General features: G+C 64.9%; 11 protein-coding genes. 6 read left to right on the top strand and 5 right to left on the bottom strand.

Going from position 1 to position 12,263, the window contains the following annotated elements:
- Nucleotides 1–4: 4 nt before the first annotated feature.
- Together ggt and ACHMW6_RS04370 are read left to right on the top strand one after the other, a co-directional pair.
- The gene (gene ggt, locus ACHMW6_RS04375) at nt 5–1,771 is read left to right on the top strand and encodes a gamma-glutamyltransferase (RefSeq protein ID WP_395405878.1); all 1,767 of its coding nucleotides are present in this window, start codon (nt 5–7) and stop codon (nt 1,769–1,771) included.
- A gap of 268 nt (nt 1,772–2,039) precedes the next feature.
- Nucleotides 2,040–4,160 (top strand): TonB-dependent siderophore receptor, encoded by a 2,121-nt coding sequence (locus ACHMW6_RS04370; RefSeq protein ID WP_395405876.1) that lies wholly within the window; start codon nt 2,040–2,042, stop codon nt 4,158–4,160.
- Nucleotides 4,161–4,194: 34 nt separating this feature from the next.
- On the opposite strand, the gene ACHMW6_RS04365 is transcribed toward ACHMW6_RS04370, so the two are convergent.
- Together ACHMW6_RS04365 and ACHMW6_RS04360 are read right to left on the bottom strand one after the other, a co-directional pair.
- Nucleotides 4,195–4,572, bottom strand: a complete 378-nt coding sequence (locus tag ACHMW6_RS04365) for an antibiotic biosynthesis monooxygenase family protein (RefSeq protein ID WP_395405874.1) — start codon at nt 4,570–4,572, stop codon at nt 4,195–4,197.
- Nucleotides 4,569–5,648 (bottom strand): cytochrome P450, encoded by a 1,080-nt coding sequence (locus ACHMW6_RS04360; protein WP_395405872.1) that lies wholly within the window; start codon nt 5,646–5,648, stop codon nt 4,569–4,571. Before ACHMW6_RS04360 ends, ACHMW6_RS04365 begins: the two co-directional genes overlap by 4 nt.
- Nucleotides 5,649–5,721: 73 nt before the next feature.
- Between ACHMW6_RS04360 and ACHMW6_RS04355 the strand changes: the two genes are divergently transcribed.
- The 4 genes from ACHMW6_RS04355 to ACHMW6_RS04340 are packed head-to-tail and all read left to right on the top strand — an operon-like array spanning nt 5,722 to nt 10,169.
- Nucleotides 5,722–6,414, top strand: a complete 693-nt coding sequence (locus ACHMW6_RS04355; RefSeq protein ID WP_395405870.1) for an ArsR/SmtB family transcription factor — start codon at nt 5,722–5,724, stop codon at nt 6,412–6,414.
- Nucleotides 6,415–6,460: 46 nt separating this feature from the next.
- Complete coding sequence (gene lepB, locus ACHMW6_RS04350) at nt 6,461–7,135, top strand: signal peptidase I (RefSeq protein WP_395405868.1); 675 nt, start codon at nt 6,461–6,463, stop codon at nt 7,133–7,135.
- A complete protein-coding gene (locus tag ACHMW6_RS04345) occupies nt 7,132–7,860 on the top strand; it encodes an ABC transporter ATP-binding protein (protein WP_395405866.1) in 729 nt (242 codons plus the stop codon). Before lepB ends, ACHMW6_RS04345 begins: the two co-directional genes overlap by 4 nt.
- Nucleotides 7,860–10,169: a lysostaphin resistance A-like protein gene (locus ACHMW6_RS04340; RefSeq protein WP_395405864.1), complete on the top strand. Its 2,310-nt coding sequence runs from the start codon at nt 7,860–7,862 to the stop codon at nt 10,167–10,169. The genes ACHMW6_RS04345 and ACHMW6_RS04340 overlap by 1 nt, the downstream gene beginning before the upstream one ends.
- A gap of 220 nt (nt 10,170–10,389) precedes the next feature.
- On the opposite strand, the gene ACHMW6_RS04335 is transcribed toward ACHMW6_RS04340, so the two are convergent.
- Genes ACHMW6_RS04335 through ACHMW6_RS04325 form a run of 3 tightly spaced genes read right to left on the bottom strand, consistent with a single transcriptional unit; the run spans nt 10,390 to nt 12,255 of the window.
- Nucleotides 10,390–10,971 carry a TerD family protein gene (locus tag ACHMW6_RS04335; RefSeq protein ID WP_395405862.1) on the bottom strand — a complete coding sequence of 194 codons (582 nt, stop codon included), beginning with the start codon at nt 10,969–10,971 and terminating at the stop codon, nt 10,390–10,392.
- Between the two features lie 2 nt (nt 10,972–10,973).
- Nucleotides 10,974–11,675: a TIGR00266 family protein gene (locus tag ACHMW6_RS04330; RefSeq protein ID WP_395405860.1), complete on the bottom strand. Its 702-nt coding sequence runs from the start codon at nt 11,673–11,675 to the stop codon at nt 10,974–10,976.
- Between the two features lie 4 nt (nt 11,676–11,679).
- Entirely contained in the window at nt 11,680–12,255 is a 576-nt protein-coding gene (locus ACHMW6_RS04325) for a TerD family protein (protein ID WP_395405858.1), read from the bottom strand.
- Nucleotides 12,256–12,263: the final 8 nt, after the last annotated feature.

Genomic DNA, 12,263 nt, shown 5'->3' with positions numbered 1-12,263 from the left:
GCCCATGACCCAGCGACGCCGCGCCCAGCCCCTGATCCTTTCCATCATTCTTCCGCTGGCGCTCGCCGCCCAGGCCGCATATGCCGGCAGTCCGCTCGCGAGCGGCACCGGCGGCGCTGTCGCGACTATCAGCGAACCGGCCTCGCAGGCCGCGCTGGCCATCCTGAATAAGGGCGGCAATGCGATTGACGCTGCCGTGGCCGCGGCCGCCACGCTGGGCGTGACCGACCCGTTCAGCTGCGGCATCGGCGGCGGCGGCTTCATGGTCATCTACTTGGCGAAGGAAAAGCGCGTGATCACTATCGATCACCGCGAAATGGCGCCCGCGTCCTTCCAGCCCACCGTTTTCACCGACAACGGCCAGCCCATCGATTTCGACACGGCCGTTGCCAGCGGCATGGCGGTCGGGGTGCCCGGCACCGTGCGCGGATGGCATGAAGCGCTGGACCGCTACGGCACGATGTCCTTCAGGCAGGTACTTTCCCCCGCCATCAAGGTCGCAACAGACGGCTTCCGCGTCAACGCCAACTTCAGCCAGCTGGCGGCCGGCAACGAACAGAAATTCAGGCTCTTCCCCGCCACTGCCGCCCTCTACCTGCGCGACGGCAAAGCCATCCCCGCCGGCACCCTGTTGCGCAATCCGGACCTGGCGAAGACCTACCGGCTGCTGTCCTCCGGCGGCGTGAAAGCCTTCTACCAGGGCAAGCTGGCCCGCGCCATTGTCGACGCGGTCAACATGCCGCCCGTTGCGTCCGGCGTGAAAGTTCGCCCCGGCAATATGAGCCTGGCCGACCTGTCGAACTACGAAGCGCGCCTGCGCCAGCCCATCCGCAGCAGCTACCGCGGCTACGAGCTGTACGGCATGCCCCTGCCCGGCAGCGGCGGCATCGCGATTGCCGAAGCGCTCAACATCCTCGAAGGCTACGACCTGAAATCCATGCCGCGCGAGCAGGCCGAACACCTCTACCTCGAAGCCTCGCGCCTGGCCTTTGCCGACCGCAACGCCTACCTGGCCGATCCGGAATTCACCGAAGCACCCGTCGCCGGTCTGCTGAGCAAGGACTACGCCGCCCGCCGCCGCGCCCTGATCGACCCGCAACGCGCCATGCCGCTCGCCGCCGCCGGCGATCCCTACGCCTTCCAGAATGACCCCAGCATTCCGCTGCGTCCGGCACCCACCCCGGCCAGGCTGCTGCCGGAAAGCGCCCACACCACGCACTTGGCCGTGTCCGACAAGGAAGGCAATATCGTCGCCTACACCTTCACCATCGAATCCTGGGGCGGCAGCGGCATCACCGTGCCGGGCTACGGCTTCATCCTCAACAACGAGATGACCGACTTCGACTTCACGGGCCCGCACCCGAACGTGCCGGAGGCCGGCAAGCGGCCGCGCTCCAGCATGTCGCCCACAATCGCCTTCCGCAACGGCAAGCCCGCCTTCACAGTCGGCAGCCCCGGCGGCTCGACCATCATCACCACGGTGCTGCAAACTATCTTCAACCACGTTGACCTTGGCATGTCCATGTACGACGCACTGAATGCGCCCCGCCTCTCCCAGCGCAACAGCACCGCCACCCAGGTCGAGCCCGGCTTCACCGGTTCTCCCCAAGCCCGCGCCCTCGAACAACTCGGTCACGCCTGGCGTGACGAAAACGAAGAAATCGGCGCCGCCAACGCCATCGTCTTCAACCCCGACGGCACCATCACCGCCGTCAGCGAAGCCCACCGCCACGGCACCGGCTCCGCCCTCACCCAATCCCCCGCCCACTAACCCTGGGGTCAGATCCGACATTCGGACACGTGCTCGGCTGTAACGCTTCGACATGCCCTAAATGCGTTCGGCCGACGCAGAAAAGGGCAAATCCTGCCAATTTCCAGCAAACTCAACAAATCCGGGACAAGGCTCCGTTCACTCTAAAGAGTCTTCAGCGCTGAGTTCGTGTCCGAATGTCGGATCTGACCCCATGGTGTGGACAATTTGGGCGGCGCACAATAGAATGCGAATCATTATCATTTGCATTCATAAGAAAAGGAAGAAAATGCCGCTGCCTGTCCCCGCTGCCCGCCTCCGTCCGCTTGCCCTTGCTGCCGCCCTCGCTGCCGAGGGCGCCTGGGCGACGCCTGCCGAGGAGGTGGACGCCAACGAGCCCGCCGCCATGCCCACCGTAGTCGTCAAAGGCGAGGCCGACAGCACGGACAGCTACACCACCCGCCGCACCGCCTCCTCCGCCCGCCTTGACCTGAGCCTGCGCGAAACCCCGCAATCCGTGTCCGTGGTCACGCGCGCCCAGATCGAAGACTTCCGCCTCGACTCCGTCAACGACATGCTCGCCACCACCACCGGCGTCACCGTCGAGCGCGTGGAAACCGACCGCACCTACTACACCGCCCGCGGCTTCGACATCATCAACTTTCAGTACGACGGAGTCGGCCTCCCCTTCGTCTTCGGCAACGTCTACGGCGACCTCGATACCGCGCTGTACGAGCGGGTGGACATCGTCCGCGGCGCCAACGGCCTGATGTCCGCCACCGGCAATCCGTCGGCCACGGTCAATTTCATCCGCAAGCGCCCGACCGCGAACTTCCAGGCCTCCGCCAGCGCCACCTTTGGCAGCTGGGACCAGCACCGCGTGCAGGGCGACATCTCCACCGCCCTCAACGAAGCCGGCACGCTGAACGGCCGCGTCGTCGCCGCCTACCAGAAGGGCGATTCCTACCTGGACCGCTTCTCCAACGACCGCAAGGTCTTCTACGCAGTCCTGGAAGCGAAGCTGGCGCGCGACACCACCCTCACCGGCGGCTTCACCAGCCAGGACGTGAAAACGCGCGGCGGCCTGTGGGGCGCCCTGCCCCTCTACTACACCGACGGCAGCCCGACTAACTTCGACGACAGCACCAGCACCGCCGCCGACTGGGCCCGCAACAAGGTCGGGAACAAACGCAGCTTCATCGAATTCGCGCACCGCTTCGACAACGGCTGGCGCGCGCAAGCCACCGTCTCGCGCGCCACCACCGAATCGCACGGCAAACTGTTCTACGTCTATGGCACACCGGACAAGGCCACTGGCCTCGGCCTCTTCGCCTACCCTTCGCGCTACGACTCCGACAATAGGCAAACCCTGCTCGACGCCTCCGCCACCGGCCAGTTCCAGCTCTTCGGCCGCACGCATGACCTGAGCTTCGGCGGTTCGTGGTCCAAATCCACGCTGGGCGACCAGTCACTGTATGGCCGCGGCATCGGCGACCCGCTGCCCTCGCTCGCGACCTGGAACGGCGCCTTCCCCGAGCCGCTGTTCGATGCCGCCTTCGATGGCAGCTACTACGAGGACAAGCGCAAGGCCGCCTTCGTCGCCGCGCGCTGGGACCTGGCCGACAACACCAAGCTGCTCACCGGCCTCACTGCAGCCAAGGCGGACAGCTCTGGCCTGTCCTACGGCGTGAGCAAGTTCCGCTCGGCCAGCAAGACCACGCCCTATGTGGGCCTGGTGTATGACCTGAACTCTCACCTCTCCGCTTACGCCAGCTACACCGGCATTTTCAATCCGCAAAGCGAAACCGACGCCAGCGGCAACACGCTGGCGCCGATCGAAGGCCGCACCACGGAGCTGGGCCTGAAAGGCGAATGGTTCGACCGCAAGCTGAACGCGTCCGCTGCGCTGTTCAAGACGAAGCAGGACAATACGGCCGAACAGGCAGGCTATGTGGGCGTGAAGGCGTATTACCGCGGCGTGAACGCGGAATCAAAAGGCATGGAGCTGGACTTGTCCGGCGAACTGGCGCGCGGGCTGCAGGCCACGGCCGGCTTCACCGTGATGTCGGTCGAAGGCGCGGACGGCAAGGCCGCACGCACCTTCATCCCGCGCCGCCTGCTGCGCACTTCGCTGACCTACCAGTTGCCCTCGCTGCCGCAGATGAAGGTCGGAGCCACGGCGAACTGGCAGGACCATACCTGGCGCGATGAGGCGGATGGCGTGACTATTCGCCAGGGCAGCTATGCGCTCGTGGGGCTGATGGCGCGGTATGACATTGACCGGAACTTCAGCGTGTCAGCCAATGTGAATAATGTTACTGATCGCAAGTATCTTACATCGTTGTACTGGAGCCAGTCGTATTACGCGGCGCCGCGAAACGCGTCTGTTACCTTAAGCTGGAAGTACTGACGGCGGCTCACACACGGCGGATCAATGATCCGCCCTACAGCCCCTTCGGGGCCGACACTCTCTCTGACGCTACGTGAACGGCCTGGCTGTCGGCCGGTGCTTGCTCCCGCTCGTGCATGCCGTAATCGCGCACCACATGTGCAATGCGCAAGCGGTAATCCTGGAACAAGGCGTTGCGCCCCGCCGACTGCGCCGCGCGATGCGCCTCCAGTTGCCGCCACTGCGCCACTGCTTCCTCATCGCGAAAGAACGACAGCGACAGCAACTTGTCCGGATTGCTCAAGCTCTGGAACCGCTCGATCGAAACAAACCCGTCCACCTGCTCCAGCAAGGGCCGCAGGGACGCAGCAATATCCAGATACCGCTGCTTGCCTTCGGCATGAGGCAGCACTTCAAAAATCACCGCGATCATAAAGCCTCCACAAATTCAGGAATCCGCGCGTTCACCGACGGGCGATAGCGCCAGCGCATCGGCCCAGGCGCTTCCGGCAAGCTCGCAATCGCCGCCGCCGCAATCGTTTCCGCAATCGCCTGGCCGGGACAGGCATGCAGCCCGTGTCCAAAGCCCTTGCCGGCCGCAGCCAGCACCACCAGAATCACCTGCCCCTGCTTCACATCCACACCGCCAATGTGCGCATCCTCAGCCACGAAGCGGCGCGTGTTCTGCACGGGGGGATCAGTCACCACCACCTCGCGCACCAGCTTCAATGCCGCCGCTGCATCGGAGGGCCACGGCGCGCCGCGCTGCAACGCCACCAGCGTATTGCCGATCAGCCCCGCCGTCGCTTCATACGTCTGCGACATCAGCCCGACCACGTTCGCCAGTATCGCACGCTCCTCACGCCAGCCTGCGTCCGCCGCCTCGCACCAGACCGACTGCATCAGACAGCCCTCTCTCAACCCGCCCGGAGCCGCCATCAACTCACGCAACGCCGCCAGCAGCTCCAGGCTCGCCCCGTGTGCCGACGCGATCTGCTCCCCGCTGCTCAGCGGCGACAGGCACGCCACAAATTTCCCCATCCACGCCGGCACTTGCGCCAGTCGCTGGTCCGCAAATCCCAGCAAACTCGCCACCGTCCGCACTGGCACTTCCGCCATCCACCGCGACAACTCCGCCGCACCGCCGCCCGCGTCCGCGCCAAACGTTTCCCGTGCAATCCGCGCCGCCGAAGCGCGCACCTCGTCCACGCTCAACTCCCCCAATGCGCGCTGCAAGACCAGCTTCGGCACATCATGTCGCGCTGTCCCATCATTCATGCGCACCAGCGCCCCGAACACCTCGCCCGCGCTCCCGCCGGCAATGGCCGCAGGCACCGGCTCGCCAGCCGGCCGCACGCGGCACAAAGGATGCGTCAAAACCTCCGCAACCAGCGCAGGACTCCCCGCCACCCACATCTCCTTCTGCCAGACCAGCGCATGCTCGCCGGCCAGCGCGGCATAATAAGGATACGGATCGGCAGAGCTAACCGCCTCAATCGGATCAAGCATAAAAACCTCCCAAAAACGCGATGAGTGCAGTATCCTGAAAAACCGACAGCAACGTTTCGATGCCAGACGAACTATGGATGCACACGCCGACCATCACCTCGCCCGCGTCGCCGGCGCCATCGGCGAACCGGCCCGCGCGCGCATGCTGTGTTCCCTGCTGGACGGTCACGCGCGCACCGCCACCGAGCTCTCGGTGGTCGCCGAAGTCAGCGCATCCACCGCCAGCGCCCACCTCGCGCGCCTGAAGGACGACAAGCTGGTCATCCAGCTCGCGCAAGGCAAGCACCGCTACTACCAGCTTACCGACCCGGATGTCGCCGCAGCTCTCGAAGCCCTGCTCGTGGTTGCCGGCCTGCCGCGCCAGCAGTTCAAGCCGAACACGCCCGACCGCCTGCGCCATGCGCGCACCTGCTACGATCACATGGCCGGCACGGTCGCCGTGCAATTGCACGACCACTTCACGCAACAAGGCTGGCTGCAACCCGCCGACGACAAGGAATACGCCCTGTCCGCGACAGGCGAACAGCAATTCGCCAGGCTCGGTCTCGATGTGCAAGCCATGCGCAAGCTGCGTCGCCGCTTCGCCTGTCCTTGCCTGGACTGGAGCGAACGCCGCCCACACCTGGGTGGCGCACTGGGGGCGGCCCTGCTGCAGCTGGCGCTCAAGCGCGGCTGGGTCGAACAGGATCTGGACAGCCGCGCCCTCAGCGTGCCGCCGAAAGGACAGCGCCAGATGCTGGCCGCCTTCGGACTAAGTACGGCTTAAGAAAAACATAAGAAGATTAAAGCTCCCCTGATAGGAGACAATAAAAATGAAAGCACTGATACGCGAGAACAAAGGATTCATCGTCTTCCTCGTTTTGCTCGGCATCTTCCGTACCGCCTTTGCGGACTGGAACCCGATTCCCTCCGCGTCCATGCACCCCAACCTGCTGGAAGGCGACGTTGTCTTCGTCAACCGCGTGGCCTACGACCTCAAGGTGCCGCTGACCGACGTCTCCATCACCCGCCTCGGCGAACCGCAGCGCGGCGACATCGTCACCTTCAGCTCCCCGAAGGACGGCACTCGCCTGATCAAGCGCATCGCCGCCCTGCCCGGCGACAAAGTGGAAATGCGCGGCGAACGCCTGGTCATCAATGGCACGCCCGCTGAATACGCGGTCATCGGCAACGCAACCGAAACCATCGCCAGCGTCGGCGACCTGCAGGCGCTCACGCTTAACGAGAGTAACGGCAAGGCCAGTTACAGCATCCAGCTGCTGCCGCAAATAGTCGCCCACCGCGACTTCGGTCCGGTCACCGTGCCGGCGGACAGTTACCTGATGCTGGGCGATAACCGCGACAACAGCGCCGATTCGCGCGTGATCGGCTTCGTGCCGCGCAAGCTGTTGATCGGCCGCGCCGAACGCATCCTCGTATCGGCCGACATCCAGGGCAACTGGATGCCGCGCACCGAGCGCATCGGCATGAGCCTGCGCAGCGAATGATCGCCTTCGAGGCCCTCTCCAAACAGTACGGCAGCTACCAGGCTGTCCATCCTCTTTCGCTGACCGTGGGGCGCGGGGAAGTCTTCGGCTTCCTCGGTCCCAACGGCGCCGGCAAGACCACCACGATCCGCATGATGATGGGCATCCTGGTACCCAGCGCAGGACGGGTGCTGATCGATGGCCTCGACTGCCAAGCGCAGGCGGCCGAAGTGAAACGCCACGTCGGCTACCTGCCGGACAATCCCATCTTCTACGACTACCTGCGCGGCCGCGAAATCCTGCAATTCGTCGCCGAGATGCATGGCGCCACCCGCGCCGATGCCGCCGCGCGCGCCGTCCAATTGCTGGACGAATTCGGCCTCGATGAAGTGAGCGAGGAATACGCCGTCAACTACTCGATGGGCATGAAGAAAAAGCTCGGCCTGGCCTGCGCCCTTGTGCACGACCCGGCCGTGCTGATTCTCGATGAACCGATCAACGGCCTCGATCCGCGCGCCGCGCGCGAGGTGCAGGAACGCCTCGTCGCCAGCGCCGCGCGCGGCAAGACCATCTTCGTCTCCACCCACCTGCTGGACATGGCCGAGCGAATGTGCGACCGCGTCGGCATCATCAACCGCGGCGTGCTGGTCGCCACCGGCTCGCTCGACGAGCTGCGCGGCGCCACCAGCAGCAACAGCACGCTGGAAGAAGTCTTCCTGAAAGTTACCAGCGAAACGGGCGCCTGATGGACACGCCCCTGTCCTCCGCCGGCCGCGCCTTCTGGCTGCTGCTGCGCCTGCGCATGCGGCGCCTGGTGAACATGGGCGGCTCCTCATTCCGGCGCCGCCGCTCGGCGGGCCGGAGCCGTCCCGCCACGGCCGGCAGACATGGCGTGCGCACGCTGATATTGCTCATGCTGGCCGGCTTCATGATGACGGCCTTCGTCAGCATGGCCAGCGGCACGCTCATCAACCTGCACTGCCACCTCGACACCACCCGCAATTGCGCCGCACTAGCGCCCGGCCAGCATGCAAGCGCCGCCGAACTGGCTGCCGTCCCTTTCAGCACGGCGCTTGCCAACGCCGTTTCACTCGAATTGCTCGTCCTGCTGCTGGTCGCCGTGATGCTCCCCCTCGGCAGCAAGGAACTCGCCAACGCCGACTGGGACCTGGAATGGCTGGTCACGCTGCCCATGCGGCGCGCCACCTTGCTGTGGTCACGCGTGGCAGAGCGCACCGTCGCCACACCCGCCGGCTGGCTCACCGTCTGGCCCCTGACCCTGATGGTCGCCTGGCATTCCGGCTACCGCTGGTCCTCGCCCCTGCTCGCGCTCCTCGCCACGTTGCCGCTGCTGCTGATCGCGTCGGCCATCCGCACCGTGGCGGACACCGGCCTGCGCCTGCGTCTCGCCCCATCACAGCTGCGTAACCTGCAGGCGCTTGCCTCGGTGGCGTCGCTGCCGCTGATGTACTTCGTTATGTCACTCAGCATGCCCAATGCCGCGCTGACCATGGGCTGGGCGGCCCACGCGCCCGCGTGGCTGATGTGGACACCGCCCGGTCTTATCGTCCAGGCCCTCAACGCCCGCTCCGCGCTTGCCGCCACCGCTTTCACCTTCCTTTGCCTCGCCCAGAGCGCACTGATCGTCCTGCTCTGCATGCAGGCCCTGCACCGCATGCTCGCCAACGGCGTGGTCGCCACCGGTTCCCGCGAGACCGGACGCCGCCCCGCCCCCGCCGCCACGCCGGGCGCCGCCCGCCGCGTCTTCGGCACGCCCCTGCAACGCCGCGAACTCCGCCTGCTAAGCCGCGACCGCAACTTCCTCGTCCAAAGCCTGCTCCTGCCGGTCATCATTGTCGGCACCCAGCTGATCTTCAACGGCACGATCGACAAAGCCTCCGATCTCGGCGCCGATCCGCGCATGCTGTCCGTACTGGCCTTCGCCATCGGCAGCTATGTCCTGCTGCTCTCCGCCTTCCAGACGCTCAACCGCGAAGGTCAGGCCCTGTGGCTGCTCTACACCTTCCCCCGCTCGCTGGAAAGCGTGCTGAAAGAAAAAGCCCAGCTCTGGGCCGTGCTGGCCACCGCCTATCCTCTGCTCATCTTCGGCATCGGCCTGGCCTTCGCCGCCAGGCTGGATGTCCACCTGGTCAGCCAGATCATCCTCGTCCTCGCCAGCATCCCCATTTTCACCGTCATTGCCGTCTCGTTGGGCGTCTGGGCCAGCGACCCGCTGGCCGAAGAAGCGAGCCACCGCGTGCGTCCAACCTTCGCCTACGCCTACTTTGTCCTGTGCTCCTTCTACTCCTTCGCGCTGTACACGGAAACGTGGTACCTGAAGCTGGCCGTCATCGTTCTCATGACGGCGCTCGCGCTGTCGCTGTGGCAAAAAGCCTGCGACGCCCTGCCCTACCTGCTGGACGTCACCGCCTCGCCGCCGCCCCGCGTGTCCGCAGCGGACGGCATGATCGCCACGCTGCTCTTCTTCGCGCTGCAAATCCTCGTGCTCTTCATCATGCAGAGCCCCGGCCATCCGCCCGGCCTGGCCGAAATCTCGATCGCCTTCGCCATCAGCGGCGGCATCACATGGCTGCTCGCGCGGCTGATCTACTGGCGCACCCGCGCCACCGGCGTGCCGCGCATCCTTCCCGCCAACTACGCCGTCGCCCTCACCACCTCGGTCATCATGGCCGCTGTCGCCATCGCAACTTCGGCGCTCTACCTCTACGCCTTGCGCCGCCTCGGCATCACCCTGCCCGGCCTGCCGCGCACGCTGACGTGGATCCTGCCGCTGGCGATCCTCGCCGCGCCGCTGTTCGAAGAATTCATCTTCCGCGGCCTCATCTTCGGCGGCCTGCGCCGCTCCATGCCGCTGGCCGCCGCCATGGCCGCCAGCGCCGCCATCTTCGCCGTCGTCCACCCGCCCACCTCCATGCTGCCCGTCTTCATCCTCGGCCTGTGCACCGCCTGGGCCTACGAGCGCACGAAATCCCTGCTCTCCCCCATGCTCACCCACGCCCTCTACAACGCCGCCATGCTCGCCTTGCAATACTAAAGTCGGGGTCAGCTCTGTCATTCGGACAGTCAGCGCTACCATTTGAGCTACATCAATACGCGATTTCGGCCGTTTTTGCGTATTGATCCAGATCAAAGGAAGTGCGTGCGTGTCCGAATGACAGAGCTGACCCCGAATTGGGCGAAAAAAAAACGGCGGCCCGTTGCCAGGACCGCCGCAAAGGAAGACGCCATGGGATAGCGCCTATGAACTCTTTACTTTAGAGGTGGGCCGCTATCTGCGGCAGCAGTTGATCGAAAGTCCGTCCGGTACCGTTCTCGCCGATCGCGTGCATTTTCCATTGCCCCTCATGGCGGTACAGCTTTGCCATGATTTGTGCCGAATGCGAGCCCTGCACCGACAAATTAAAGCGCGCCACTTCGCGGCCGTCCTCGGCGTTGAGCAGGCGGCAGTAGGCGTTCTGCACTTGCTCGAAGCTCTGGCCGGTGAAGCTGTTCACGGTGAACACGATGCTGTGCACATTGGACGGTACCTGGTCCAGCGACACGGAAATCACCTCGTCATCGCCGTCGCCGGCGCCCGTGCGGTTGTCGCCGCTGTGGACGATGCTGCCATCCTTGCTCTTCAACTGGCGGAAGAACACCACGTCCAGCGGACGGTGGCCTTCATCGAACAGCACGCACGATGCGTCCAGGTCGATTTCCGCGCTCTTCGAACCAAAGCCGAAGAAGCCCTTGGTCTTGGCTACATCCCAACCCAGGCCCATGGCCACGCGATTGAGCCGGACGCCCGCTTCCTTGTCGAGCGAGATTTTCTGGCCCTTCTGTAAATTCACACCCATTCTTAACCTCCTGTACGATTGCGCAGCAGCCAGCTTACGAAAGCATCGCGGTTGCGCGAACAAATCAACACCTTCCCTTGGCCGGAGAAGCGCAGCACCACGCCTTCGCCACTGGTCACGCTGTTCACCAGGCTGCCCAGCAGGCCGCCGCCCGAACGGGTGGCCACCGACAGCTCATAGCGCAGGCCCGAGTCCCAGGCCACCACGTGCGCGTTGTCGATGACGATCTCCTTGCCCGGTTCCACATCCAGCTGCGACATGGAACCGAAGCCGCTCACCACCAGCTGGCCCTGGCCAGCCGTCTCGGTGATGAAGAAGCCGCCGCTCTGGCCGAACAGCGCATTGCCCAGGCTCTGGGTACGCACTTTCAGGTCCACGCCGCCGGTGGCCGCCACGAAGGCGCCATCGCTGATCATGTACTGGCGCGCACCCACGTCGACCACCTGCATCGCACCCGGCAGGGTTGGCGACAGCAGGCAGTCGCCGTTGCCGCGCACAGCCTCGATGTGCTGCTGGAAGAAGGACTCGCCGTTGGCAAAGGTGCGCATCAGGGCGCCGCCCAGGCCACCGGTCATCTTGCCCTTCAGCTCCAGCGCCGATTCCATCATGACCATGGCGTTCGATTCGCAGTAAATCTTCTCGCCCTGCTTCATCGACACATGCAGGAAGGGATCAACGTCCCCGGTTACGGTAAAAGTGGTCATGGTTTTAGACGCTGACTCCGAACGAAGAAGCCAGGGCGCCCAGGCCGCCCTTGTAGCCCTGGCCAACGGCCTTGAACTTCCAGTCGGTGCCGTTGCGATAGACTTCACCGAACACCATCGCGGTTTCCGTCGAGCTGTCTTCGGACAGGTCGTAGCGGGCGATCTCGCTGTTGTTGGCGGCATTCACGCAGCGTACGAAAGCGCGCTGCACCTGGCCGAAGTTCTGGCGGCGTGCATCCGCTTCGTGGATGGTCACGCAGATCGCGATACGCTCCACATCCTGTGGCACGCGGCTCAGGTCAAAGTTGACGGTTTCGTCGTCGCCCTCGCCGGCGCCGGTGCGGTTGTCGCCGCTGTGGGCGATCGAACCATCGGCCGACTTCAGGTTGTTGTAGAAGATGAAGTCCAGGTCGCTGCGCACCTTGCCGTCCACTTTCAGCAGGAAGGCGGAGCTGTCGATGTCGAAGGCTGCGCCATCGGTGGCGCGCACATCCCAGCCCAGTCCCACCGTCAGTTTCGACAGGCCCGGGGCTTCTTTGCTCAGGTTGACGTTACCGCCTTTTTGCAGACTGATTGCCATGATTTGCT

The organism is Pseudoduganella sp. UC29_106 (assembly GCF_044055365.1).
In the GTDB taxonomy this organism is placed as follows: Bacteria; Pseudomonadota; Gammaproteobacteria; order Burkholderiales; family Burkholderiaceae_D; genus Rugamonas.
The sequence above is the reverse complement of the archived record's forward strand: the minus strand, read 5'-3'. Positions and strand labels throughout refer to the sequence as shown.

Coding starts and splice junctions, on each gene's coding strand:
- ACHMW6_RS04340 (WP_395405864.1), top strand. CDS start 7,860: ATGGACACGCCCCTGTCCTCCGCCGGCCGCGCCTTCTGGCTGCTGCTG.
- ACHMW6_RS04330 (WP_395405860.1), bottom strand. CDS start 11,675: ATGACCACTTTTACCGTAACCGGGGACGTTGATCCCTTCCTGCATGTG.
- ACHMW6_RS04370 (WP_395405876.1), top strand. CDS start 2,040: ATGCCGCTGCCTGTCCCCGCTGCCCGCCTCCGTCCGCTTGCCCTTGCT.
- ACHMW6_RS04355 (WP_395405870.1), top strand. CDS start 5,722: ATGGATGCACACGCCGACCATCACCTCGCCCGCGTCGCCGGCGCCATC.
- ACHMW6_RS04360 (WP_395405872.1), bottom strand. CDS start 5,648: ATGCTTGATCCGATTGAGGCGGTTAGCTCTGCCGATCCGTATCCTTAT.
- ggt (WP_395405878.1), top strand. CDS start 5: ATGACCCAGCGACGCCGCGCCCAGCCCCTGATCCTTTCCATCATTCTT.
- ACHMW6_RS04335 (WP_395405862.1), bottom strand. CDS start 10,971: ATGGGTGTGAATTTACAGAAGGGCCAGAAAATCTCGCTCGACAAGGAA.
- lepB (WP_395405868.1), top strand. CDS start 6,461: ATGAAAGCACTGATACGCGAGAACAAAGGATTCATCGTCTTCCTCGTT.
- ACHMW6_RS04345 (WP_395405866.1), top strand. CDS start 7,132: ATGATCGCCTTCGAGGCCCTCTCCAAACAGTACGGCAGCTACCAGGCT.
- ACHMW6_RS04325 (WP_395405858.1), bottom strand. CDS start 12,255: ATGGCAATCAGTCTGCAAAAAGGCGGTAACGTCAACCTGAGCAAAGAA.
- ACHMW6_RS04365 (WP_395405874.1), bottom strand. CDS start 4,572: ATGATCGCGGTGATTTTTGAAGTGCTGCCTCATGCCGAAGGCAAGCAG.